Source organism: Niallia sp. FSL R7-0271 (assembly GCF_038005785.1).
In the GTDB taxonomy this organism is placed as follows: domain Bacteria; phylum Bacillota; class Bacilli; order Bacillales; family Cytobacillaceae; genus Niallia.
Window position 1 is genome coordinate 1797998 of the sequence record NZ_JBBOTZ010000001.1, and the last position, 25389, is coordinate 1823386.

A 25389-nucleotide genomic window follows, 5' to 3' on the forward strand; every position below is an offset into this window, starting at 1 on the left:
ATGTATTACAGCAGCAGCTTTTATATATATGAAGGAAATAAATTAAAAAAATGCAAGGTCCGTAATTATCAGGAAGCAGATTTTGCTGAATTGATCAAAATTCAGGAAGAATGCTTCCCACCTCCGTTTCCGTCAGGGCTTTGGTGGACGAAGGAGCAATTGGCGAGTCATATAGCTATTTTTTCTGATGGAGCCATTTGTGTGGAAGTTGACGGAATATTAGCTGGTTCCATTACCTCTTTATGTGTGGATTATGACGAAAAGCATCCGCATCATACTTGGAGTGAACTGACAGATGACGGAAATATTACTACACATAATCCAAATGGGAATGCTATTTATATTGTGGATATAAGTATCAGGCCAGCTTTTCGCTCTCTAGGATTAGGGAAAATTATGATGCAAAGCATGTACCAGATAGTTATTGAAAAAAATCTCGATCGACTTCTTGGCGGCGGCAGAATGCCAGGTTATCGAAAATGGGCAGATCAGCTTACTCCTGAAGCTTATATAAAGGATGTTATTGCAGGTGAAAAGAAGGACCCTGTCATTTCCTTTTTGCTGAGATGTGAAAGGACTCCTGTAGCTGTATTGCAGGACTATTTGGAAGATGAGGATTCTTTAAACTATGCTCTGCTGATGGAATGGAGAAATCCGTTTAAACATAATTAGCTAAACCTCTGTTAAGTATACAGAGGTTTTTTTTTGGCATGATAACAAAGGGAAAATGCACTTGTATTTCGCAAAGCAAAATACTTTATTACCAGGACATATTATGAGAAAATAGCAGCGTACATATTAGGAGGGATTAGGGATGAATTTACAGTCAACGGTAAAGTTAAATAATGGTGTGGAAATGCCTAGATTCGGTTTAGGTGTTTTTAAAGTGGAAGAAGGTCAAGAGGTTATCGATTCTGTAAAATCAGCCATTAAAGCAGGTTACATAAGCATTGATACAGCGGCTGTATATAAGAACGAAGAAGGTGTTGGCCAAGGCATTAAAGAGTCTGGCGCCAACAGAGAAGATTTGTTTATTACGACAAAAGTATGGAATGCAGACCAAGGCTATGAGTCTACATTAGCAGCATTTGAAACGAGTATTCAAAAGCTTGGCCTTGATTATATTGATTTATATCTTGTGCACTGGCCAGTAAAGGGCAAGTACAAGGAAACGTGGAAAGCACTTGAGAAATTATATAAAGATGGAAAAGTGAAAGCAATCGGTGTCAGCAACTTCCATCAACATCATTTAGAGGATCTGTTGGAAGAGGCAGAAATCGTGCCAATGGTGAACCAAATTGAGCTTCATCCATTGTTAAGCCAAGTAGAGCTACGTGATTTCTGTAAGGAAAAAGGCATTGTTGTAGAAGCATGGTCTCCGCTTGCACAAGGAAAGCTGCTTGATAATCCTGTTCTTGCTGAAATTGCTGGGAAATACAATAAGTCTACCGCGCAAATTATCTTAAGATGGGATCTGCAAAATGATATTGTGACAATACCGAAATCCATTAAAGAACACAGAATCATTGAAAATGCTGACATTTTTGATTTTGAATTAACGAATGAGGACATCGACAAGATCAATGCCCTTAACAAGAATGAACGAGTAGGTCCAGATCCTGATAACTTCAACTTTTAATTTTTAGAACAGGGAGTATTGCTCCCTGTTTTTTGCTGTTTGAAAGGATAAATGCATCATTTTACTAAAATTAGGCGAATGCATTTAGCTCTTTTAGTTGTACTTGCTATAATAAATAGTATACTTTTTAAAATTTAACCGCATCAGCAGCAGTGATGGACAGAAAGCAGGGGTAATAAATGAAAATCATCTGTTTTGGGGACAGTCTGACTAGAGGCGTGACCTTTGTAAAAGGAAGACCGCGCATACTCAAGGATAATTATCCTTCCATCCTCAACAGTCTCTTACAGGCAAATGGTCATACTGCAGAGGAGCTGCTTGTTCTTAATAAAGGGGTCTTTAATGACGACTCCACTTCTCTGATGAACCGTCTCGATAAAGATGTTCTTTATGAAAAACCGGACATTTGTATAATTGGAGTAGGCGGAAATGATTGCAACTTTAAATGGGAAGAGGTTGCTGAGTTTCCTGAACTCGAACATATACCAATTGTACCACTTCACGATTACATGGAAAATGTAAAAGCAATTGTCCTTAAAGTGAAAGAATACAATATCATACCTGTAATCTTGACATTGCCGCCATTGGAACCAGTTAAATACTATAAGTTTCTTGCAAGCAAATATGGAAACTCCATTGGCCATTGGATAAGCCTGTGCGGCGGAATTGAACATTGGCATGGATTGTATAACAATCAGCTTCAGAAACTGGCGAAGAAACTTGACGTTTTTACAATTGATGTCCGGACTAATTTAGAAAAGGCAGGGGATGTTTCTGATTTTATGAGTGACGACGGTATCCATTTGAACGCAGATGGCTATAAGGAGATGGCAGCCACTGTGTTCTTAGAGTTGAACAAGCTAATAAACGGTGAGTAGGCAGAGATAAATAAATGTATGAATTTTAATGTTGGCAACTACCATACTTTTGTTATACTAGAAAGAGAGTTTTCCCAGAAGGAATATGTCATAAAAATCTAGCGAGGAATTAGTAATGGGCAATATGTATGAAAAAATCATTGAGGTTTTGGAAGAGAATGGTCCAATACCAATCAGCACCATTTATGAAAAGATGGTGTCATCAACTAATATTTCAGCTGATAACAATAAGGAAATTCAACTTTCTTCTGTTAAATCAGTGATCAGCCGCAAAAAAGACTTATTTTCCGTCCATAATAATATTGTTTCCATCCATCCTGAGAAAGAAATAAGCCAAATTACATTGGATGTAAAAAAAGGAAATCATTTTTATCGGCTGAAGGTAGACTTTCTTTTTGAAATTTATCATATTCAGTCATGGACGTTATTTTCTGATAATCAAGGCTTTACTCCTAAGAATGTCTTATTTCCGTATTTCTCTTATTCAGATTTGAAAAAGGATCTCTATAAATTAAAAATTTGGGATTGGGAAAGCGACGAGGGAGCGTATGGCAGAGAGAGCCTCTATACGATTCAGCTTAAAACAACGAACAAAAGCTATGTATACAGTTTTATTGATATAAAGGCAAAAGAATGGAAGCAAATGACGAAGACTTTATCGAAATACATGGATCTAAGTAACATCTTTCTAGACTAAAAAGACGATCTCCTTATGCTTTACTGGAGGTCGTCTTTATTTATTGAAGTTACCGATGCATCGCCCATAAACCTATCTCATTAAACCCGATTTTTGTATAAATTCTGCCTGCATCAGGATTATCATAAAAAAGACAGACACTCTGCTTTTCCTGAAGTAAAATGTTAATCATTTCCGACAGCAATCCAGTAGCATAACCTTTGCCCCGATAATCCTTATGTGTGCAAACAGCAACAATCATAGCAGAATCAGAGGTTTCTGCTGTGGTAGAAGCCGAGCAGACGATTTCTCCAAAATTATTCTCGAGATAAAAGCTGCGGCCAGTATTTGTTGCGATCGCTTTATAAAGCATGTCACGGCTGTTCTTACTTTGCTTAAATTCGGATATGCCGTAACGCAAGTCCATAATTCTGTCTACGTCTGCTGTTGTTGCTTGTTTAATCGGCAATGTGTTTGTCTTCATCTTAACTGAGTTCGTACATTCTGCAAAAAATTGTACGTTTTTGGATGCAAGTCTGCCTCCAAGCTTGTCTTCAAGCTTAGCGACAATATTCGCCTTGCCAGACAGCTTGATGATGCTATCAGTGGATGTTAACAAGCTAGCAAAAGCATCCGCATCATAAGCTTCATCTTGAGCGGTGATTATATAGCTGTCATAGAACTTCAGTAGAATAGCTTTAAGGCTTGAATTAGTAAATTCGCCCCATAAAGATTGAAAGGAAGTCTCCTATCCGAACCCTTCTATATCACCAATAATGAAAAGGTTTAGAGAAGGGTCTTGATTTAAAAACTTCATCACTTGTTGGTGGTCTTTAACCGTAAGCTGCCGAAGCATCAGCATACCCTCCTTTACAGGTTTGTAGATGGCAAAAAATTCAGGACATGTAAGTCCTGAATTTTTTTATTAAATATAATGAAGTTCTGCTGTTTTCTTTAATGCAGCTTCAAAGTCTGCAATTAAATCCTGTGGATTTTCTAAGCCTACTGACAGGCGAAGTAAGGCGTCGCTTATTCCTCTTTCTTGACGGGCTACTGGATCCATTGCCGCATGCGACATTTTAGCAGGGTAGGAGAGGATGGACTCGACAGCTCCTAAGCTTACTGCAAACACTGGAAGCTCTACATTTTTTACAAAAGTTCGCATCGCTTCTTCACTGTGAAGCTCAAACGAGAATACCGCGCCAGGGCTTGTAGCCTGCTCTTGTTGGATATCATATTGCGGATGATCTGCAAACCCTGGATAATAGACTTTTTTAATGGCCGGATGATTGTTAAGATAGGTAGCAATCGTTTCGGCAGCCTCACTAGAATGCTTCATGCGCACATGTAGTGTTTTAAGTCCTCTCATTAACAGCCAGCAATCTTGAACTCCAAGTACTGCTCCAAAGGAATTTTGGATGGAGCCGAGCAGTTTGCCAAGCTCTTCATCTTTGACAACTGCAAGACCGGCAATAACATCACTATGGCCAGACAAGAATTTAGTGGCGCTGTGCAGAACAATATCTGCACCAAGATTTAACGGTTTTTGCAAAGCAGGTGTTAAGAAGGTATTATCAACAAACGTCCAAGCATCGTTTTGTTTTGCCAATGTGCTGACTGCCTTGATATCCGTAACCTTCATAAGCGGATTAGATGGAGTCTCGATATAAAAAACCTTCGTATTAGGCTTCACGGCATTTTGAACTGCAGCAAGATCGGTCATATCGACAAAAGTATGTTCAATACCGAATCTATTGAGCACTGTTGTTACCATGCGATAAGTTCCGCCATAGACATCCTCAGAAATTAACACATGATCTCCTTGGGAAAGGAGGAGGAAGGCGCTAGAGATAGCGGCCATTCCTGATGCAAATGCAAAGCCTTTTGTACCATCCTCTAAATCTGCAATAATCTCTTCCAGTGCTTCTCTTGTAGGATTAAGACTTCTTGCATAATCATATTTTCCAAAACTATCAATCTCCTGTTGATGGAAAGTGGAAGCATGCTGAATCGGCACACTTACTGCACCTGTGGCAGGATCGAATTTATGTTTGTTGTGAAGCAGTTTCGTTTCAAAGGAATATCGTTCGCTCATTTTATTACCTCCTTGGCAATCGTAAAGGCTTTATCCAAATCTTTAATTAAGTCTTCAATGTTTTCAATGCCGACAGAGAAGCGAAGCAGACGGTTGCAGACACCTGTTTCCAGTCTGATTTTTTCTGGAATATCTGCATGTGTTTGAGTAGCAGGGTATGTAATAAAGCTCTCAACACCGCCTAAGCTTTCAGCAAATGAAATTAATGTAAGGTTTTGCAAGAATGGATTTACCCATGCTTCATCATGGACTCTAAATGAAATCATTCCACCTCTGCCTGGATACAGGACATCAAGCACTGCATCATGACCTTGCAGGAATGTTTGAAGTGCTTTCGCATTTTCTTCATGCTTTTCCATTCTAAGGGCTAATGTTTTCATTCCACGCATTAACAGCCAAGAATCAAATGGGCTCAAGACAGCTCCTGCAGCATTATGATGCAGAGCAAGCTCCTGGCAGATTTCCGCGCCTTTCGCTACGATCAGCCCTGCAAGCACATCATTATGACCACCAAGATACTTAGTGGCACTATGAATGACAATGTCTGCGCCAAGGCGTATCGGCTGCTGGATAAGAGGAGTATAGAAAGTGTTATCCACAATCAGCAAAATATTATGCTTTTTAGCAAGCTCTGCTGCTTTGGCAATATCTGCTGTTTCCATTAGAGGATTAGTAGGTGTTTCGATGAAAATAGCTTTTGTGTTTTCCGTAATGGCTGCTTCAATGTCCTCAATGTTTGAAGTATTTACATAACAACATCGAAGGCCCCATTTTTTAAACCCTTGTTCAAGCAAACGATAAGTTCCGCCGTACAAATCTTTCGATATAATCCATTCATCGCCGCTTTGGAATAAAGCTAAAATCGTTTGAATAGCAGCCATACCTGAGCTGCAGGCAAAACCGCGGTCGCCCTCTTCCAAGTCAGCAATTGCCTGCTCAAGGATTTCTCTAGTCGGGTTGCCTGTGCGTGTATAATCATATCCAGTAGATTCGCCGATTCCTGTATGTCTGAAAGCCGTTGAAAAATATACGGGCGGGTTGACTGTTCCTGTTGTTTTTTCACTTCTGTTGCCGATTTGGGCTAATTTAGTTTCTACATCATACATATTGATACACTCCTTCTTGTTTCACGGACAATTTGAAATATATAGTCTATTTTTAATAGTTTGATATTGTCCGAGAGTATTATCTTTCAAGGAATAGAAGGAAGGCGAAGTGAATTTTTGCAATAAAAAAGTCCTCTTCCTAAAAATAAGAAGAAGACGTAATGTGTTATCATTATGGCCATTCTTCTTATCTTTCAAGCATTCATTGCTTGATGGAATTAGCACCTTTTCAGTCTTGGTATACAAGCTGAAGGTTGCTGAGGTTTCTTCGGGCCATTCCCTCTACCTCTCTTGATAAGAAAATACTTATGTAATTTGAATTTAATTTACTATACCTTTCCATAAATTGCAACAATTTTTTTGGTTTTTCACTATTTTTTGAATAAAAAGGTATTTATTGCTCTTCAATAAGTTGCAGCACATCTACTTCTAATTCTTGGTCTGGATTGTTCTTCGTATAAATTCTTGCTGTTCTTGCATCCTCATCGACATTTTGAATGAAAATCTGTTCTCCTTTATAGCTTACATGCACTATTTCACCAGCATTCATAATTTCAATAGCTCTTCCAACATTCATCTTATATCCTCCTAATCCTTGCTAGCTTATCCTTTTTTAGCTCACCCCAATTGGTTCGATTAGTAGCTTTCGTAGTTTTAAAAAAAATATTCAGCTGAAAACGCGTTCTAATGTTTTTTTAATGTTTCTCTCATTGGATTTTTTGAATAGGGGTGTAATTTAACAATAAGATAAACAAATGCAACTTGGAAATAGGGTTAATCATTAACCTACACTACGGATTAAAGGAGGAAAAGTGATGGTATTTCGATATGCGATGATTATTTTTTCATCCTTAACTGCTGCTTCATTGTTCGGAGTTCAAATTGTGGGCATAACACACGCTATAAAAGACACATTTATGTATAGAAAAAACAAATGATAATATAATGAATGAGGCGGGGTGGGACACATCCCGCTCCTTCTTTTTGTATACAATAGATCTGCACACTTTTTGTCTTTATACATTGCATGATAAACTAGAAGTATGCTTAATTTGGGATGTGAGTGGTGTAAATGAAGAGAATTCTTATTATTGAAGATGAAAAAAATCTTGCTCGGTTTATTGAGCTGGAATTAAATTATGAAGGCTATCATACAGAAGTTTGTGCAGATGGAAGAAGCGGCTTGAATAAAGCGATCGCAGAGCAATGGGATGTTATTCTTCTTGACCTAATGCTGCCAGAACTGAACGGGATGGAAGTTTGCAGAAGAATTAGGCAAGTGAAAAATACGCCGATTTTAATGATTACAGCAAGAGATAATGTTCTTGACAGAGTATCAGGTTTGGATAGCGGAGCAGATGATTATTTGGTTAAACCGTTTGCAATTGAAGAGCTTTTGGCAAGATTGCGAGCATTGTTCAGAAGAATAGATACTATATCGAGTGAACAAGCAGAGCCGGCACCAAAAATGACTGTTCTTACATATAAGGACATAGTACTTGAGCTAGAATCACATATAGCCAAAAAAGGAAATGAGGTTATTGCTTTAACAAAAAGAGAATATGATCTTCTCAGCATGTTTATGAGCAATATCAATATTGTACTGACTAGGGATGTGCTCTTAAATAAAATTTGGGGTTATGAGTCAGAAGTCGAAACGAATGTTATTGACGTTTATGTTCGCTATTTACGCAATAAATTGGATCCGACGGGGCAGGAGCAATATATTGAAACAGTAAGAGGAATAGGGTATGTGATGAGATGAATATCGTAAAAAGACTATCTCTCCTTCCTTGGAAATGGAAGCTAACACTCGGGTTGTCAACCAGCATTTTTTTGACTTACAGTATTTTTACCTTTTTTGAATTCCATACTGTCTCTACTTGGCTGATGAACCAGGAGGAAAATGACGTCAGACAAACGATGGATGAGTTTGTTGCCTATTTGGAATCAGAAGATAAGTCAATTACGGAAAAGGATGTTAAAAACAGTCTTTCGACATTAGAAAAGCTGAACACGAAGAATCAGCTCATTCGTGTCGTTGACGATAACGGAAATGTGATTATATCTCATCTTAACGGCGATTTTCCCATACTTGAACCTGACATAATCGACAGTAAACAAGAGTTGAAATACATTTCCATTGGCGAGGAGCAATCATTAGTATACAGTTACCCGATAAAGGGAAAGGCATTTTCGGGAGAAATAGAAATTATCAGGCTGCTTGATTCCTATAAACTCGTAATGAAGCATCTGGCCTTTGCGATGATGCTTTTTGCAATTGCGGCCATCTTAATCAGCGCGATTATCGGCTACTTATTATCAAGAGAACTGTTAAAGCCACTGAGCATTATGACAAACACAATGAAGAAAATAAAAAGTGCAGGCTTTAAAGAAAGAATGCCTGTGTACCCGCAAAAGGACGAAATTTCCGAACTGTCGACGATATTTAATCATATGATGGATCGGATAGAGCTATCCTTTCAAGCACAAAAGCAATTTGTAGAGGATGCTTCTCATGAACTGCGCACCCCGATTTCTATATTGGAAGGACATCTTTCCATGCTGAACAGATGGGGTAAGCATAACCCGGAAATATTAGAAGAATCTTTAAAGGCATCCCTTGATGAAACAGAAAAACTAAAAAAACTTGTTCTCAATTTGCTGGATTTGACAAGATTGGATCAGCAGCGGCTTGAAAATGATATGTCACCAGACAAGGTGGAGGAGATTATTAGCGGGGCCGTTAAGGACTTCCAAATGCTTCACCGTGAGTTTAAGTTTCATGTTAATCTGCAGTCTAATGAGCTTTACGGTGTAGCTGAACAGCATTTCCAACAAATACTGACAATATTAATAGATAATGCTATTAAATACTCAGGAGCTGTTAAAGAAATTTCCATTTCCACAGCAAAAAAAGACAAGCAGTTCTGCTTAGAAATAAGTGATAAAGGGATAGGAATTCCCCATGATGAGCTCGATAAAGTTTTTGACCGCTTTTACAGAGTAGATAAAGCACGCAGCAGAGAGCGGGGCGGCACAGGACTCGGTTTGGCCATCGCTAAAAAAATCGTTGATTATTATTCTGGAACAATCGAAATTAAAAGCAAGCTTGGCGAGGGTACAAAAGTAATAATTACATTGCCTGATCCAAAGGCTTTAATAGAAAAATCTGCTGCCCCCTTTTAAAAAAGAGGAGTGGCAATGAATTAAGGAAAACCCAAAATATCATATGCATGATTACATTCTAAACTGCTTTTATAAGGCAGTTTTTTTTTATAATTTAATCCATTTTTCAATAATAAAATTAATGTACATTATCCGAAAATCCCTGGCATATTTATTAATATAAAAGGTTTTTAGCCCAATTAAAAACAATGTGAAAAAAATTTACAATATTTTTACTATTAAAACGGGGAAATCTTTTGTAACGAAGGCAATACCATGTTAAAATAGAAATGTAAACGTTTTATTTTTTATCAGACAAGCGCCTAGAAAAGTGTAAAAGGCGAGCATATGGGGAATATAGTTGTTACTAATTATGGTGGAGGGAAATTTTCATGGGAAAGCCAGCTAGTGGTAAAAGCTCCTATCAGCCAGCATTTTATGGACCAAATCTCGGGGTCGCAATGGAGCTGTACGACAAATACTTAGAAAATCCTGATTCTGTTGATGAGGAAATGCGAGATTTTTTCGCAACATGGGGTTCACCAATAGAGCAGGAAGTCACAGAACGAAAACCAGCAGTAACCTCAACTAACCAAATGGACATTGAAAAAGTCATTGCAGCAGTCACATTAGTGAATAAAATCAGAGCTTATGGCCATTTAGCTGCAGATATTTACCCTTTGGGAGATGTACATAGGCAAGAGGAATTGTTCGATTTGTCCCGCTATCAGCTAACAAAAGAAGATCTAGAAAAAATGGATGCATCATTGCTTTGTCAAGATGCACCAAGCACAGTTAAAAACGCCTATGAAGTTGTTAATTACTTAAAGGATGTTTACATGAAGAAAATCGCTTTTGAATTTTATCATGTAAACGATATTAACGAAAAAAATTGGCTCCAAAAAAAGGTAGAATCAGGAAGCCTCAAACCTGTTTGCAATAAAGAGCTGAAAAAGAAGCTGTTAAAGCGAGTAGTAGAGGTTGAAGAGTTTGAAAATTACTTACATAAAACTTTTGTCGGCCAAAAGCGTTTCTCGATTGAAGGACTAGATACAATGGTGCCATTGCTTGATGAGATTATTTCCCAGTCTGTTGTTAATGGTGCAAAAAATGTACATATCGGGATGGCGCATAGAGGAAGGCTGAACGTATTGGCGCATGTCCTTGAAAAGCCATATGAGATGATTTTTGCTGAATTTCAGCATGCTCCAAATAAGAATCTTGTTCCATCAGAAGGATCAATCGGAATCAGCTTCGGCTGGACTGGTGATGTGAAATATCATTTAGGCTTGAACAGGCAAATAAAGAAAAGCAGCACGTCAAATGTACGGTTGACACTAGCCAATAATCCAAGTCATCTTGAGTTTGTCGGCTCTGTTGTCGAAGGATTTACACGTGCATCTCAAGATGATAGAACGGCACCAGGCTTTCCAGAAGAAAACCATCAATCAGCACAGGCCATTCTCATCCATGGCGATGCAGCATTCCCAGGCCAAGGAATTGTTGCAGAAACACTTAATCTGACTGGGCTGAAAGGCTACCGGACAGGTGGAACAATTCATATCATTGCCAATAATACAATTGGCTTTACGACTGAATCAAGCGATTCTAGATCAACAAGATATGCAAGTGACCTGGCTAAAGGCTTTGAAATACCGATTATACATGTAAATGCAGATGATCCAGAGTCTGTCATCCAGGCTGCTAAGCTAGCTTGTGAATACAGAGCAGCTTTTAACAAGGATTTCTTGATTGATTTAATCGGCTATAGAAGATACGGTCATAATGAAATGGATGAGCCGATGACAACCAATCCATTAATGTATAAGAATATTAAAGAGCATCCTACGATTACAGCAAGCTATTTCCGCCAATTACAAGCAGAAGGAGTATTGTCTGAAATAGAATTCCATGGGTTCAAAAACGAAGTAGTTGCCAAGTTGAAGCAGGCGTATGAAAAGGTGCCAACAAAAGAGGAAATGGACGAAGAAGCACTGCCTCCAAACTCTGTGGAAAGAGATTTGCCATTGATTGATACAACTATTTCAGCTGAAAGACTGAAAGAAATCAATCATGAACTTATTTCGTTCCCAGACAACTTTCAAATTTTCGATAAACTCGGGAAAATTTTAAAACGGCGTGAAGCTGCAATTGAAGATGGCAAAATTGACTGGGGAATGGCAGAAACCTTAGCATTTGCCAGCATAATTCAAGATGGAACGCCAATTCGCTTGTCAGGACAGGATTCAGAACGAGGCACGTTTGCTCACAGAAATATTGTCCTTCATGATAGTGAAACAGGAAGGGTTTATTCACCGCTTCATTTGCTGTCAACTGCCCAAGCATCATTCGCTGTCCATAACAGCCCCCTTTCTGAAGGTGCCGTTCTTGGCTTTGAATACGGATATAATGTGTTTGCACCAGAAACACTCGTTCTGTGGGAGGCACAGTTTGGTGATTTCGCGAATGCTGCACAAGTAATTTTTGACCAATTCATCTCTGCTGGTAGAGCAAAATGGGGTCAAAAATCCGGTTTGGTTATGCTGTTGCCTCATGCATATGAGGGGCAAGGTCCAGAGCATTCCAGCGGCCGAATGGAGCGTTTCTTGTCTTCTGCTGCCGAGAACAACTGGACGGTTGCAAACCTTACGACATCTGCTCAATATTTCCATATTCTGCGCAGGCAGGCAGCTATCCTGAATAAGGAAGAAGTCAGACCGTTAGTAATCATGACACCTAAGAGTCTACTGCGAAATGCTGATGTGGCATCTAGCACTACTGCATTTAGCAATGAAACATTTCAATCAGTGGTAGAGGATGAACTTACTGGCAAAAATCCGCAAGCCGTTAAAAGGATTGTTTTATCTACAGGTAAAATAGCGATTGACCTTCATCAAGGAATTAAGCAGCTCGAGGATTCTGATTGGGTGCATAGTGTGCGCATAGAAGAACTTTATCCTTTCCCTGCGAATAAATTGAAGGAAATCATAATAAAATATCCTAATTTAGAAGAAATCAGATGGGTGCAAGAAGAACCGCAAAATATGGGAGCATGGAGCTTTATGGAACCACGTGTGAAAAAGCTGCTCCAAGATTCTGTGTCCTTCGATTATATCGGACGCCGCAGAAGATCGAGTCCTGCAGAAGGGGATCCAATTGTTCACCGCAAAAATCAAGCAAAAATTATTAATAAAGCATTGACATGGACTGAATAGAGGGGGATTTTTAAGATGGGTGAGATTAAAATACCAGAACTAGCAGAATCAATCACAGAAGGAACCGTGGCACAGTGGCTTAAGAAAACAGGTGAATATGTAGAAAAAGGCGACTACATAGTAGAATTGGAAACAGATAAAGTAAATGTTGAAATCATCTCTGAAGAAAGCGGCATCCTGCAGGAACTCAAGGCAAATGAAGGCGATACAGTTCAGGTAGGGGAAACAATCGCAATCGTTTCTGAAAATGCTGCACCAAGCAGCAAACCAGCTGAAGGTCCAGCAGCTGTAGTCGAAACAGAAGCAACAAAGGAAGCACCGCCTGTTAAAGAACAGCCGCAAGTAAAACCAGAAGCAAAAGGCTATCCAATTGCTTCACCATCTGCCAGAAAGCTGGCTAGAGAAAAAGGCATTGATTTGAATCAAGTTTCTTCCATTGATCCTTTAGGAAGATTGCGTGCACATGATGTTATCGAGCATGACCGTAAGAAAGACCAGCCTGTCCAAAAGGCTCCAATTGAAAAAGAAGCACCGCAGCAGGCTAAACAAGCAGCAGACCCAGGAAAACCGACTGAGCGCGTTAGAATGACGCGCAGACGGCAAACAATTGCTTCAAGGCTTGTTGAGGTACAGCAAAATACGGCAATGCTTACAACCTTTAATGAAGTGGATATGACTAATATTATGAACCTTCGCAAAAAACGGAAGGATCAATTCCAAAAAGAAAATGATGTAAAGCTTGGATTTATGTCCTTTTTCACAAAAGCAGTTGTAGCATGCTTAAAGAAATCACCGCTTTTAAATGCTGAAATCCAAGGGGATGAAATTGTCCTTAAGAAGTTTTATGACATTGGTATTGCGGTGTCAACAGATGAAGGGCTAGTTGTACCAGTTCTTCGCGATGCAGATCGCAAAAATTTTGCAGAGATCGAAAGTGATATTTTAACGTTCGCTGATAAAGCACGTAATAATAAACTGTCGTTATCAGACCTGCAAGGAGGCACATTTACAATAACTAATGGCGGTGTGTTTGGTTCGCTACTGTCAACACCTATCTTAAATGGACCTCAAGTCGGGATATTGGGAATGCATAAAATCCAAATGCGCCCTGTTGCGATCGATAATGAAAGAATGGAAAACAGGCCGATGATGTATTTAGCACTTTCTTATGATCACCGTATCATTGACGGCAAAGAAGCAGTAACCTTCCTAGCAAGAGTTAAGCAATTGCTGGAAGATCCAGAATCCTTACTGTTTGAAGCATAATAAAAAGGGGATGCTTAAAAATAAGCATCCCCTTTTTGTTTATTCAGACATTATATTTGGCTTAAGTCCTCGTTTGTCCATTTCTTCCTTTAAAATAAGAATCCATTCCTCTTCATTTCCGGCCTTTAATGCATCTCGATAAGAAAAAATCAGCTGTTCATTGCTCATAATCTTCATTTTGCATCCTCCTTAAATAAATGGATTGAATATTCTTACAATGTTTATACTAACGCAATGCTTGGACAATGAAAAGCGATAAGGTGGAGCTGGATAAATTTAACGATATAGGAGTGGTATGGAATGAGACATGTTATAGTTATGGAAAAAAAGGATATAAGTTAAGTTATATAAAGAATTAGGAGAGGAGAAGCAGGCTATGATTCACAAAAGATTGGAAACAAAAGAGCACACGATGTTGTATGAAATAACAGATGATATTCAACAAGCAGTCACTGAATATGGAATGAAGGAAGGAATAGTCATTGTGTACTGTCCGCATACGACTGCTGGAATTACCATAAATGAAAATGCAGATCCAGATGTAGTACGTGATATGATTCGTCGTTTTGACGAAGTATATCCTTGGACTGTCAACGAAGACAGGCATATGGAAGGGAATACAGCAGCACATATGAAAGCAAGTACTGTCGGAGCATCTGAGCTTGTTATAGTAGAAAGTGGGCGTTTATGTTTAGGAACATGGCAGGGGATTTATTTTTGTGAATTTGACGGACCAAGATACAGAAGCTATTCACTTAAATTTATGCCGAGCTAAAAGCTTTAAGGAGAAGAGATAAAAATGAAGATTTATCTATTTGTTTACGGCACTTTAAGGAAGCAGCAAATCAATCACTATATGATGAGAAATTATCCTTGTATTGCTGAAAATATGTGGATTTATGGCAAGCTGTATGATGCAGGGGTAGGCTATCCTTTTTTAAGTTTAGATAAAGGTAACGAAAGGGTGCGTGGTGAAGTATTTGAAGTCCCGGCTGCAGATTTGCATCTATTAGACGAGTTTGAAGATTATACACCAGGGGACCAAAACAGCCTCTATATAAGAGTTGAGGTAGAGGTTTATGGACAAGAAAAACCTTTAATGGCTTTTACATATGCTTGCAATAAAGAGGAAATGCTTTTGGAGGAAATTGAAGGCCATGATTGGACTGTTTTTTCAAGATTCAGCCAATAAAAAATAGGCTTAATCATGTTTAACGGACAATTTGCCAGTGGTATATATATTCTATACGACATCATAGAAAGAAGGTCATATATGATGAATATACAGGCAAATAACATATTATATTCGATTAAACAGGAAAATCAGACATATGAAGCAATGGAATTTAAAAGGATGGACTGGATAAATAAACAATGCTATATCACTTTTCAACAAGCTTCGACAGGAAAATGGTATACGTTCAACCGAAGCAGCATTAATTTTCTTTTCGATAATGAAAAGAATTTAGTGTCTTAAGCTAAGGATTTGTTGCGTTGAAGGGCTTACTGGCTATATACTAAAGTAGTATATAAGTGAAAGGGGCTTTATCAATTGATACATGAAATTTGGAATGACAAAAACACTGTCAAAAAAGTAAAGTGCATACATACAGATGCAAGCAAGTATATTGTTAATAGAGTATTGACTGTCGGTCAAACATATGAAGTTAAAAATGAAACAGAAGAGTTTTACTTCATTGTTGATAACTCAGGAAAAGTCGGCGGTTTTTATAAGGATTATTTTCAAGATTTATAAAAGCGGGAACGGGAGAAAGCAGCTGATGTTTTCTCCTTTTTGAATGGAAAGAAGGGATTGCTTCATGATTTATTTGTATGTAGGAATAGGCGGCATAATTGGCAGTGTCGCCAGATTTTTATGCAGCATAGGGCAGGGAAGCTTTCCGTTACATACATTATGTATTAATATAGCAGGCTCTTTTCTTCTCGGTGCTTTAACAAAATATGCTGCTGGCCGAGTCAGCTTTCCGCCAGAACTTGCAACAGCGGTCGGCACAGGCATTCTCGGTTCATTCACGACCCTTTCGACCTTCAGTCTCGACACACTGAACCTTTTGCAATCAGCTAAAATACTGCAGGCATTTATGTATATGGCAGCAAGTGCATCACTCGGCCTAGCAGCTGCCTATATCGGAATGAAGACAGGATCAAAGCTTGCAGAAAGAGGGCAGAACGATGGTTAACATGATTGGTGCAGTCGCCATCGGCGGATTTATCGGCGCAATCAGCCGATTTTGGTTAATACAATACATAAAGTCAAAAATCACTACTGTTTTGCCAGTTGCCACTTTGATAGTTAATTTAGTTGGTTCTTTTTTATTAGGATTAATTTCAGGACTGCATGTGAGTGAAATGGTACATTTGTTGTTTGCAGTCGGGTTTTTAGGGGCATTTACGACCTTTTCTACATTGGCTGTTGAAGCAGTTCAGTTGTGGAAGGAAAACAACAAAATAACCTTTTATAGGTATATAGTGCTCTCGTTTGGCGGAGGACTTGCTTTTGTGTGGTTTGGTTATTTAACTGCGAATATTGGGTAAATAAAAAAGCAGACGGACTAAGGTCTAAGTAGTTCAGTTTTCGGGGAGAAACAGTAGAAATAATATACCAATTTTAAGACCAAATCGCATAATGATTTGGTCTTTTCTATTTGTTGATATATCAATATTTTCTTTAAAAATAGGTATAGCACAATAAATCGCATACTAAATAACAGAGTGACAATATATTGTCAATGTGAAAATTACGATGGTAAAATGGGTGTTAATTACTATGCTAATTCTACTATATTTTAAAAGGAGCGAAAAATATCGTGCAATTCATCAAACCTAAGAATAATAATGCTGATAAAGTGGATTGGCTAATATCTGAACAAGTACGAGAAATAGTTAAGAATTATGCGGAATACTGCGAATATAGCGAGAGCGAAGTAGTTGATATGTTCTTAAAAAACCTTCTCAAAGACGAAGAGTTTCTGAAATGGATTGATGGCATTCGAAACAATAAAAGAATGATAAGGAAAATGGGTTTAGAGGATATATTGGAGGGACAAAAACTTGGCTAAATTACAACGATTGGCTACTAAAGAAGACTGCATCGTTGTTGTTCGTAATCCTGTAAGCGAAGTAGAATTGAATGATAGAAAGGAACAATACAAACTCCTATCCGATAAGAAATTTGCTTTTCGTTATAATCATATGTTGTTTCTCCCTATCGAATTTACTTGGAATGGATTTACACATAAAATTCAATACAATTTCTGTACAAACCCTTTCTGTAAATGGTGATGTCAAGAACAAGTCAGGTTTGAAACAGTAAAAGGGAAACCATCTCGCTATAAATTAGAAGGCGGTGGTAAAAACAGTCAAAAGAAATTACGATGCAATCCTGACCCTATTAACCCAACAAAAGGTATGACTTTAAATTGTAGTCCTATGACTGTTTCTAATTGGTCAGTTGCCGAAGAAATTTCAAGGCTTGTTCGTATCAATCAGACCAAAGAAATTGAACCAGAATATAATTTTCACAAAGAAAGTTGTACGGTTGGACATCTAACGCCATTCGATACGCCAAGCGAGTTCTATAAGCAAGGAAAGACATTGAATAATGCTCAACGATGGCAATGTAAAGTATGTAAGAAGAAAACAAGCATTCTTCCAAACAAACGACAATCTACCACCTACCGTCAAAAGAAGAATGATATTCTTCCTATGTTTGCTAAATTACTATTAAATAAAATGCCAATAAGTCGAACTTGCGATATTTTAGAAATTGGTGTCGGTACTTATTATCACAAATTAGAATGGTTATATCGTTGTTGTTTGGAGTTCTTAGAAAAGTATGAAACAACACCTTTGGCTATAATGTCATTTAAAGAAATGTGGTTAAATACTGATAAAATGCACTATAACCTAAATAATGTTCGCAAGAAAGGTCAGGGTGGTGAAAAATATTTTGGCTTGGAGGACAGCCAAGTACAAACATATGTAGTTGTGTCGGCTGATGCAAACTCACGATATGTATTTCGGTCAGATGTTGCTTATGATTGGGAAATGACCGTAGAGGATTTAAAACTTGATACGGTGGTTTATAAAGAAGACCATTTGAATGATTTCAGTAAGAAAAACAATCGTTTAGACTTTTCTTATTACCCACAAGAACCGACACCGAACGATACACAAACACATCACGAATATCGAACGGAACTTAACGAGTTTAAAAAAAGAATGCAGTATGTAGATGGTCTTCACGTTAATCCTACCTATACAACAATCGCTCATTATTGGTTGATAAAACAAATGGTAAAAGCAAATGAGTGGCGAATGATAAGTGATAATGACGCTTCCATAATGACTGCATTTTTTAGAGTGTTTTCTAAGGAAGTAAGGATGTATGATGCTCACCATTTCCTATGTTTAATAGATAAGAACAAGAGTAGAAAACATTGCTTAGAAGAATTTGATGACGCGAAAGCGGATTTATTGGATTGGGGATTTCATAGAGGATACGAAACAAAGAATTTGCGTAAATTGGCTTATTCTTATTTAAAAGAATTATTTGAAACCCATCAGTTTCACAATGAAATCAAAACTCCAACACATTCTTATAACGACTGGGCAAAAACTCCAATTATTCACCCATTAGCATCAAGAGATAAAGGATTTCATAAAGTGGATTGTACAACCGATTTATCATCTCTTGAACCGAAGGATATAGCAAAAATGGTAATGAATGTGAATGACAACGCCACAAATAGTTTTATCCAACAAATTCGTAGAAGATTATCTATTCTTGAAAGACCACTAATGACCGCAAGGGGCGATGGAAAAAGTTATATATACGCCAACTTTAATCCGAAATACGCACAGTACGCATTAACCATTCTAAGGACATTTTACAACTTTTGTGAAACCTATAAATCAGCAGATGGTAAAGAACTTACACCTGCACAGCGTTTAGGAATCACAGATAAAGTGTTTGATTTGAAAGATATAATCTATCTAAGATAGTTCGCTTAAAAATTAGGCGAACTTATTTTTTTAAAGGGAAATGGAAAATTTATGATAAAATTGAATTGATAGGATATCTAAAAGCGTGAGGTAATGAACTTAAATAAATAATCCGTTTGGGAGGGGAAGAAGTGAAGAGATTTTTATTGATAATGCTTTTATTTTCGATTGTAATTAGCACTATGGGATGTTCAAACGGAGCGTATAGTTCTGAGGAAGCAATTAAAAGGGGTGATATTGTTTATCAGGTTGAGGTTGCTAATTTAGATAGGTTTGAGAACTTCTTAAATAACCTTTCTAACAAGAAAGAGGACACTATACGAGTTACAGGCTATACACACGAAGGAGACCCTATTTTCCAAGACTTACAATTTGATGGAAAGGCTATTCAATACACTTATGATAATTCAAACGATGAGTATGCTGGAAAAGATAAAGGAATAGAAAAAGATGTTTGTACAGAAATAATTAAGAAAGAAAATGAACAAGGCAAAGTTGAATTCTTTGTAAGTGGCTGTTCAAAAGGTAATGATAGATTTCTAAATAGTGTAGAGAAAGATAAATTAAAGCATAATTAGTTAAAAACGCTTGGTTTGAGAGCCAAGCGTTTTTTTGTGTCAATTATACTGCTAATTCGATTGTTAAAACTAATGTCATTTAGCTAATAAATTGAGCTGTTATTTCAATTTTTCTCCACATTATCTGAACTACTTAACTAAGGTCCGTTCTGCTTTTTTCCTTATTGTTTAACTTCTTTCGTGCTTTCAGCCACTTTGGCAGGCGGATACAGCTTTCTTCCAAGCATAGACTGGAAGATAAGGAAGATTCCGCCGACTGTCCAATATAACGGCAGGGCAGCTGGAGCATTAAGAGAAACCATAACAATCATAATTGGGGAAATTAATCCCATAAATTTCATTTGTTTTTGTTGTTCAGCAGTCATCGTGTTTTGAGTAACACGGAATTGTAAATAATAAACAATACCAGCGATAGCTGTTAAAATAAGGTCTGAATGGCCAAGATTAAACCATAGGAATGAATGGCTGGCAATTTCCTGTGAGCCTCTTATCGCGTAATAGAAGCCCATGAGAATCGGCATCTGAATAAGCATAGGCAGACAGCCCATTGATAATGGATTGACACCGTGTGTCTTATAAAGATCCATCATTTCCCGTTGTAGGTTTTGCTGTTCTTTCTGGTCTTTCGTCGCTTTTATTTTCTTTTGGATTCTGTCCATTTCCGGCTTGATTATTTCCATCTTTTCTTTCATCTGCTGCTGCTTTTTGTATTGTCTTAACATAAGCGGCATCAATAGAAGGCGAATAATAAGGGTAATCAAGATGATGGCAAGACCGAAGTTGCCGTTAAACATCATTGCCATTCCATGTATTAAAGAAGCGAAAGGCTCTACGACCGTGTTATGGAACCAGCCACCGCTGTTCCCGCTTCCGTTTCCTGCTGTTGAACATGCGCTAAGCATAACGGCAGTTAATATTGTCATAAATACTAATAAAAGTTTTTTTGCTGATTTTGTCATTTCGACTCCTCCTAGTTCGTTGAAAAAATTTTGTTTAATTCAGGAGGAGAAGCGGTTTTTCCGGATCATCAGCGGAACTTTCCATTCTTTTGCGGATATTCTTGCATATCCATTGCAAAATAGGAGTATTGTATTTTTGAACATTAAAATTTACCGTCGTGACGACTCTTTGCAAGTAAAGGCCGTCTGATGCGATAAAATCATCATTAACAGTGATTTGCAGGTTGATATCCCAAAAATATTTAACCATTAATCCAATCATTACGGTAATGTAGATGGTTTGATAGCTTGGAATGTTTGTCAAATCTATTAAGAATTCGAACATTTATACACCTCAGGTTCGTTATCAACAAATAAATTATATCGAAAATAAGCCTAAATGGCAATCGTGTTCTATTACCAGTCATACTTTGTACATAATTTACTCAAATGATTGAAACGGTGATTGACAGGGGGAAATACTTAATTTTTATTAAAAATTTGTCTCAATCTAAAAACTTTCCTTAATAATTGTCATAATTAGGTGTATGATAGAGTTAAAAATACATCACTTACAAAATGGAACAAGTTTAGTTTATGGTAAAATGAAACGAAGTTCGGTATAATGTGTTCACATATTTTGGCGTAACCTTAGGAGGCTGCTCATAAGTGAAAGCACTAATAAATATAGATTATACTTTCGATTTTATTGAGGGAGCTCTGCCTTGCGGAGAATCTGGAATGAAAATAGAAAGCACTATTTCTGCTATTACCAAACAATTTATTGAAGAAGGTCATTTTACTGTTTTTGCTATTGATTTACATACGGAAAAGGATCAATATCATCCTGAGACAAAGCTGTTTCCGCCTCATAACATTAAAGGAACAAAAGGCAGAAACCTTTATGGTTCATTAAAGGAAGTGTATGAGAAAAACAAGGAACTGGAGCATGTATACTGGATGGACAAAACTAGATATAGTGCCTTTGCCGGTACTGATCTTGAATTAAAGCTGAATGAAAGAAACATAAAGGACGTGCATTTAGTAGGTGTCTGTACAGATATTTGTGTACTTCATACAGCTGTAGATTGTTACAATAAAGGATTCAACCTTTTCATTCATGAGAATGCGACCGCATCCTTTAATGAACCAGGTCATATTTGGGCCATTGATCATTTTAAAAGCACATTAGGTGCAGTCATTTTGTAAGGCGAATTGGTTAAACCGCAGGAGGAAAAGCATGAGTTTTAATTTTCGTGATGACAGCTTAATGCTGCATACAGATTTATATCAAATTAATATGGCAGAAACATACTGGGAGGATGGCGTTTCGGAAAGAAATGCTGTATTTGAGGTGTACTTTCGCAAGCTTCCTTTCAATAATGGATACGCTGTTTTTGCAGGATTAGAAAGAATAATTCAGTACATAAAAGAATTGCATTTCACAAGCAGTGATATTGAATATTTGAGAGAGAGCGGCTTTAAAGAGGACTTTCTGGAGTATTTAAAGGATTTTCGTTTTACCGGGAACTTGCGTTCAGTAGAGGAAGGAGAAATCGTTTTTGCTAATGAACCATTGTTAAGAGTGGAGGCTCCGCTTGCTCAAGCCCAAATAATTGAGACGGCATTGCTAAATATTGTGAATTACCAAACATTGATTGCGACAAAAGCATCTCGCATCAAGCATGCTATCGGTGAGGGAGTCGTAATGGAATTCGGCAGCAGACGCGCCCATGAACTGGATGCGGCACTTTGGGGTACAAGAGCAGCGTTTATCGGCGGATTTAGCTCCACGTCCAATGTTAGAGCAGGCAAGCTGTTTGGCATCCCTGTATCTGGAACGCATGCTCATAGCATGATTCAGGCTTACAGAGATGAATATACGGCATTTCATAAGTATGCACGACGTCATAAAGACTGTGTCTTTTTGGTTGATACGTATGATACTTTGCGTTCAGGAGTTCCCAATGCCATTAAAGTGGCAAAGGAACTTGGCGATGCTATTAATTTTGTCGGCATCAGATTAGACAGCGGCGACCTTGCTTATCTTTCCAAAGCTGCGCGAAAAATGCTTGATGAAGCAGGTTTTACAGATACGAAAATTGTAGCAAGCAATGATTTGGATGAATATACGATTATCAACTTGAAGGCTCAAGGAGCTCAGATTGATGTATGGGGCATTGGCACGAAGCTGATTACTGCTTTTGACCAGCCTGCTTTAGGCGGAGTATACAAGCTTGTTTCAATTGAGGATGAAGAGGGTAATATGCAAGATACAATCAAAATCAGCGGAAACCCAGAAAAGGTGACAACACCTGGCATTAAAAGGGTATACCGCATCATCAACAGCATCAACCATAAATCCGAAGGTGACTATATTTGTTTGGAAACGGAGCATCCAGAAGAAGAGGAGCGCTTAAAGATGTTTCATCCAACACATACTTATATCAGTAAATTTGTTACTAATTTCCATGCGAAGGATATTCATAAGGATATTTTCCAAAATGGAGAGCTTATCTATAAGTCACCGACAATTTTTGAATCACAAAAATATGCGGAGGATAACTTGGATGTGCTGTGGGATGAATACAAGCGTTCACTCAATCCGGAGGAATATCCAGTTGATTTAAGCCCGCTTTGTTGGGAAAACAAGATGAATCATTTAGAAAAAGTAAAAAGCAACATTAAAAATAAGGAATAACAGGAGGAATGCTGACATGAGCATACAAAATCAAATTATCGCTGAACTAAACGTGAAACCTGAAATTGATGCTAAAGAAGAAATAAGACTGCGCATTAACTTTCTGAAAGAATACTTGAAAAAGACAAAAGCAAAAGGTTTTGTATTAGGAATAAGCGGGGGCCAGGATTCATCTCTTGCAGGCAGATTGGCACAGCTTTCTGTGGAAGAGCTTCGCAGTGAAGGCTATGATGCTACATTTGTTGCAGTAAGATTGCCATATGGTGTGCAAGCAGATGAAGACGACGCTAACAAAGCACTGAAGTTTATTGCAGCAGATAAAGAGCTTGAATTCAATGTTCGTGGTCCTGTTGACGAATTTAAGAGAGTTTATGATGAAATGGCCGATACTCCACTAGCTGATTATCATAAAGGAAATATCAAGGCTAGAGCGAGAATGATTGCGCAGTATGCAATTGGCGGTCAGTTAAATTTACTAGTAATTGGTACAGATCATGCTGCAGAGGCAGTTACAGGCTTCTTCACAAAATATGGAGATGGCGGAGCAGATGTACTGCCGTTAACTGGTCTTACAAAGCGCCAAGGGAAACAGCTGTTAAAGGAACTTGGAGCAGAAGAAAGAATTTACTTAAAAGTACCGACTGCTGACTTGCTTGATGAGAAACCAGGTCAAGCAGATGAAACAGAGCTTGGAATTTCTTATGATCAGTTGGATGACTACTTAGAAGGTAAGGAAGTCCCACAAGAAGCAGCTGAAAAAGTTGAAGCTCGTTACTTAATTACAGAACATAAACGACAAGTGCCTGCATCTATGTTTGATGATTGGTGGAAGAAATAAATGGATTAACCTCTCGTTATAAAACGGGAGGTTTTTTTGGTGTGAATAACCAAAACTGGTTATTCACACAGGCATGTCCTAGATGTTTTACATAAGTTAGCAGTGTAAGTAAAAAAGATGCTCACTTTTTAAGTGAAGAAATAGGCAGGAAAAATAGTAAGAGGGAGGGAAAACTATGACACTATTTGGTGTGAACTTAAGCATGCTGCTGCTGAACGTACCAGTTAACTTTACATGGGGATTATCAGTAGGAAAAGGTAAAGTTGAAGATTCTAAAGAAGACGAAGAATATGGAGAAGACGAAGAATAATCACATTAGCTGTCTTTTGGCAGCTGTCATAAATATAAAGCCTCGAGCTAATGATTCTTTTTTGCTTGAGGCTTTTCTCTGTCAAAAAATCATCTTAAATTTATTTGAGAGCCTGTAAGCATGTTATATGCGAACTGGACAGAGGCTTCACTTGGAGGTTCAATTCCTTTTAATGGGTATTCTAGACCAAGCGATTCCCATTTATAAACACCTAGTTTATGGTAAGGAAGGATTTCAACTTTTTCGATATTAGACAATGTCGCAATAAAATCTCCAAGCATACTCAAGTCTTCTCGACTGTCATTAATAGTTGGTACGAGAACATGCCGTATCCAAACAGGTATCTGTTTTTCAGACAGAAAGGTAGCAAAGGCAAGGATATGGTCATTTCCCATTCCTGTTAATTTAATATGTTTTTTACGGTTGATATGCTTTAAATCTAGTAAAATTAAATCTGTAAAGGAAAATAGCTCTAGTAGCTGTTCTTGAAAATGAGGTGCTGTTGAATAGCAGCCTCCTGATGTGTCAATTGCTGTATGAATACCTATTTTTTTACATTCTTTAAACAGTTCGATTAGAAAGGGGAGCTGCAGCAGCGGTTCACCTCCGCTTACTGTTATTCCTCCTCCTGATGCATGAATAAAAGGGAGGTAGGCTGTTAAATCGTCGATGATTTCCTTTACTTCAACTTCTTTGCCAACATTCATTTCCCAAGTATCTGCATTGTGGCAAAATTGGCAGCGCAACAAACAGCCTTGCATAAATAATACATATCGTATGCCTGGTCCATCAACGGTTCCAAATGTTTCAATGGAATGGATATTGCCTTTCATGATTATGCTCCTTTCTGTGTGTGGGGCAATTTATTAGGCATACAAGGGAAAGAAGGGGTCTCACTTTTCCTTGTATGCCGGCTTTTTATAAAAGCAATCTTCTCAGGCTAGCAGCAATTCTTA

29 protein-coding genes, 1 pseudogene and 1 riboswitch are annotated in these 25389 nt (G+C 37.9%); of the genes and pseudogenes, 22 read left to right on the forward strand and 8 right to left on the reverse strand.

Going from position 1 to position 25389, the window contains the following annotated elements; all coding sequences use genetic code 11:
* The 4 genes from MKX82_RS09265 (at nt 1) to MKX82_RS09280 (ending at nt 3214) form a co-directional block, all read left to right on the forward strand.
* Nucleotides 1-672, forward strand: a complete 672-nt coding sequence (locus MKX82_RS09265) for a GNAT family N-acetyltransferase (protein ID WP_341076623.1) — start codon at nt 1-3, stop codon at nt 670-672.
* A 142-nt stretch (nt 673-814) separates the two neighbouring features.
* Nucleotides 815-1639 (forward strand): aldo/keto reductase, encoded by an 825-nt coding sequence (locus MKX82_RS09270; RefSeq protein ID WP_237941347.1) that lies wholly within the window; start codon nt 815-817, stop codon nt 1637-1639.
* Nucleotides 1640-1818: 179 nt separating this feature from the next.
* A complete protein-coding gene (locus MKX82_RS09275) occupies nt 1819-2517 on the forward strand; it encodes an SGNH/GDSL hydrolase family protein (RefSeq protein ID WP_341076625.1) in 699 nt (232 codons plus the stop codon).
* 115 nt (nt 2518-2632) lie between these two features.
* Nucleotides 2633-3214, forward strand: a complete 582-nt coding sequence (locus tag MKX82_RS09280) for a hypothetical protein (protein WP_251647695.1) — start codon at nt 2633-2635, stop codon at nt 3212-3214.
* A gap of 49 nt (nt 3215-3263) precedes the next feature.
* Here MKX82_RS09280 and MKX82_RS09285 read toward each other — a convergent pair whose 3' ends face one another.
* The 4 genes from MKX82_RS09285 to MKX82_RS09300 all read right to left on the reverse strand — a co-directional run bounded on the left by MKX82_RS09285 (nt 3264) and on the right by MKX82_RS09300 (nt 6971).
* Nucleotides 3264-3812, reverse strand: coding sequence for a GNAT family N-acetyltransferase (locus MKX82_RS09285; RefSeq protein WP_341076629.1), 549 nt, complete (start codon nt 3810-3812; stop codon nt 3264-3266).
* Nucleotides 3813-4118: 306 nt separating this feature from the next.
* Nucleotides 4119-5288: a cystathionine beta-lyase gene (gene metC / locus MKX82_RS09290; protein ID WP_233313988.1), complete on the reverse strand. Its 1170-nt coding sequence runs from the start codon at nt 5286-5288 to the stop codon at nt 4119-4121.
* Nucleotides 5285-6394: a methionine biosynthesis PLP-dependent protein gene (locus tag MKX82_RS09295; RefSeq protein ID WP_233313987.1), complete on the reverse strand. Its 1110-nt coding sequence runs from the start codon at nt 6392-6394 to the stop codon at nt 5285-5287. Before MKX82_RS09295 ends, metC begins: the two co-directional genes overlap by 4 nt.
* A 184-nt stretch (nt 6395-6578) precedes the next feature.
* A riboswitch (SAM riboswitch) is annotated at nt 6579-6695 on the reverse strand.
* 93 nt (nt 6696-6788) lie between these two features.
* The gene (locus tag MKX82_RS09300; RefSeq protein WP_233313986.1) at nt 6789-6971 is read right to left on the reverse strand and encodes an H-type small acid-soluble spore protein; all 183 of its coding nucleotides are present in this window, start codon (nt 6969-6971) and stop codon (nt 6789-6791) included.
* 238 nt (nt 6972-7209) lie between these two features.
* Here MKX82_RS09300 and MKX82_RS09305 point away from each other — a divergent pair, with 238 nt between their 5' ends.
* The 5 genes from MKX82_RS09305 to odhB all read left to right on the forward strand — a co-directional run bounded on the left by MKX82_RS09305 (nt 7210) and on the right by odhB (nt 14043).
* A complete protein-coding gene (locus MKX82_RS09305; protein WP_267913289.1) occupies nt 7210-7332 on the forward strand; it encodes a hypothetical protein in 123 nt (40 codons plus the stop codon).
* A 134-nt stretch (nt 7333-7466) separates the two neighbouring features.
* Nucleotides 7467-8159, forward strand: coding sequence for a response regulator transcription factor (locus tag MKX82_RS09310; protein WP_233313985.1), 693 nt, complete (start codon nt 7467-7469; stop codon nt 8157-8159).
* Nucleotides 8156-9583, forward strand: coding sequence for a HAMP domain-containing sensor histidine kinase (locus MKX82_RS09315; protein ID WP_233313984.1), 1428 nt, complete (start codon nt 8156-8158; stop codon nt 9581-9583). Before MKX82_RS09310 ends, MKX82_RS09315 begins: the two co-directional genes overlap by 4 nt.
* A 371-nt stretch (nt 9584-9954) precedes the next feature.
* The gene (locus tag MKX82_RS09320; RefSeq protein WP_341076636.1) at nt 9955-12777 is read left to right on the forward strand and encodes a 2-oxoglutarate dehydrogenase E1 component; all 2823 of its coding nucleotides are present in this window, start codon (nt 9955-9957) and stop codon (nt 12775-12777) included.
* A 15-nt stretch (nt 12778-12792) separates the two neighbouring features.
* On the forward strand, nt 12793-14043 hold the full coding sequence (odhB, locus tag MKX82_RS09325) for a 2-oxoglutarate dehydrogenase complex dihydrolipoyllysine-residue succinyltransferase (RefSeq protein WP_341076638.1): 1251 nt from the start codon (nt 12793-12795) through the stop codon (nt 14041-14043).
* 39 nt (nt 14044-14082) lie between these two features.
* Here the strand turns inward: odhB and sda are convergent, their stop codons facing one another.
* Nucleotides 14083-14220 carry a sporulation histidine kinase inhibitor Sda gene (sda, locus tag MKX82_RS09330; RefSeq protein ID WP_233313981.1) on the reverse strand — a complete coding sequence of 46 codons (138 nt, stop codon included), beginning with the start codon at nt 14218-14220 and terminating at the stop codon, nt 14083-14085.
* A 199-nt stretch (nt 14221-14419) separates the two neighbouring features.
* Between sda and MKX82_RS09335 the strand changes: the two genes are divergently transcribed.
* From MKX82_RS09335 to MKX82_RS09375, 9 genes and pseudogenes are all read left to right on the forward strand, one after another.
* The gene (locus tag MKX82_RS09335) at nt 14420-14818 is read left to right on the forward strand and encodes a secondary thiamine-phosphate synthase enzyme YjbQ (RefSeq protein ID WP_341076642.1); all 399 of its coding nucleotides are present in this window, start codon (nt 14420-14422) and stop codon (nt 14816-14818) included.
* Between the two features lie 24 nt (nt 14819-14842).
* A complete protein-coding gene (locus tag MKX82_RS09340) occupies nt 14843-15235 on the forward strand; it encodes a gamma-glutamylcyclotransferase family protein (protein ID WP_341076644.1) in 393 nt (130 codons plus the stop codon).
* A gap of 81 nt (nt 15236-15316) precedes the next feature.
* A complete protein-coding gene (locus tag MKX82_RS09345; protein WP_233313978.1) occupies nt 15317-15520 on the forward strand; it encodes a hypothetical protein in 204 nt (67 codons plus the stop codon).
* A 75-nt stretch (nt 15521-15595) separates the two neighbouring features.
* Nucleotides 15596-15799, forward strand: coding sequence for a DUF6501 family protein (locus tag MKX82_RS09350; RefSeq protein WP_233313977.1), 204 nt, complete (start codon nt 15596-15598; stop codon nt 15797-15799).
* A 43-nt stretch (nt 15800-15842) separates the two neighbouring features.
* The gene (crcB, locus tag MKX82_RS09355; RefSeq protein WP_341076646.1) at nt 15843-16244 is read left to right on the forward strand and encodes a fluoride efflux transporter CrcB; all 402 of its coding nucleotides are present in this window, start codon (nt 15843-15845) and stop codon (nt 16242-16244) included.
* Nucleotides 16237-16599, forward strand: coding sequence for a fluoride efflux transporter CrcB (gene crcB, locus MKX82_RS09360; protein WP_341076647.1), 363 nt, complete (start codon nt 16237-16239; stop codon nt 16597-16599). Before crcB (MKX82_RS09355) ends, crcB (MKX82_RS09360) begins: the two co-directional genes overlap by 8 nt.
* 272 nt (nt 16600-16871) lie before the next feature.
* On the forward strand, nt 16872-17123 hold the full coding sequence (locus MKX82_RS09365; RefSeq protein ID WP_341076648.1) for a hypothetical protein: 252 nt from the start codon (nt 16872-16874) through the stop codon (nt 17121-17123).
* Nucleotides 17116-19068, forward strand: a pseudogene (locus MKX82_RS09370) (transposase). Before MKX82_RS09365 ends, MKX82_RS09370 begins: the two are co-directional and overlap by 8 nt.
* A 131-nt stretch (nt 19069-19199) precedes the next feature.
* On the forward strand, nt 19200-19646 hold the full coding sequence (locus MKX82_RS09375) for a DUF4362 domain-containing protein (protein ID WP_341076650.1): 447 nt from the start codon (nt 19200-19202) through the stop codon (nt 19644-19646).
* A 161-nt stretch (nt 19647-19807) separates the two neighbouring features.
* On the opposite strand, the gene yidC is transcribed toward MKX82_RS09375, so the two are convergent.
* Both yidC and MKX82_RS09385 read right to left on the reverse strand, forming a co-directional pair.
* Nucleotides 19808-20605: a membrane protein insertase YidC gene (gene yidC, locus MKX82_RS09380; protein WP_237941357.1), complete on the reverse strand. Its 798-nt coding sequence runs from the start codon at nt 20603-20605 to the stop codon at nt 19808-19810.
* A gap of 34 nt (nt 20606-20639) precedes the next feature.
* On the reverse strand, nt 20640-20930 hold the full coding sequence (locus MKX82_RS09385) for a hypothetical protein (RefSeq protein WP_233313973.1): 291 nt from the start codon (nt 20928-20930) through the stop codon (nt 20640-20642).
* Nucleotides 20931-21253: 323 nt separating this feature from the next.
* Here MKX82_RS09385 and MKX82_RS09390 point away from each other — a divergent pair, with 323 nt between their 5' ends.
* From MKX82_RS09390 to MKX82_RS09405, 4 genes are all read left to right on the forward strand, one after another.
* On the forward strand, nt 21254-21793 hold the full coding sequence (locus MKX82_RS09390; RefSeq protein ID WP_233313972.1) for a cysteine hydrolase family protein: 540 nt from the start codon (nt 21254-21256) through the stop codon (nt 21791-21793).
* 31 nt (nt 21794-21824) lie between these two features.
* Nucleotides 21825-23285, forward strand: coding sequence for a nicotinate phosphoribosyltransferase (locus MKX82_RS09395; RefSeq protein WP_233313971.1), 1461 nt, complete (start codon nt 21825-21827; stop codon nt 23283-23285).
* A 16-nt stretch (nt 23286-23301) separates the two neighbouring features.
* A complete protein-coding gene (gene nadE / locus MKX82_RS09400) occupies nt 23302-24123 on the forward strand; it encodes an ammonia-dependent NAD(+) synthetase (RefSeq protein ID WP_341076653.1) in 822 nt (273 codons plus the stop codon).
* 175 nt (nt 24124-24298) lie between these two features.
* Nucleotides 24299-24433, forward strand: a complete 135-nt coding sequence (locus MKX82_RS09405; RefSeq protein WP_267913287.1) for a hypothetical protein — start codon at nt 24299-24301, stop codon at nt 24431-24433.
* 89 nt (nt 24434-24522) lie between these two features.
* Here MKX82_RS09405 and pflA read toward each other — a convergent pair whose 3' ends face one another.
* Nucleotides 24523-25266 (reverse strand): pyruvate formate-lyase-activating protein, encoded by a 744-nt coding sequence (gene pflA, locus MKX82_RS09410; RefSeq protein WP_341076655.1) that lies wholly within the window; start codon nt 25264-25266, stop codon nt 24523-24525.
* Nucleotides 25267-25389 lie beyond the last annotated feature (123 nt).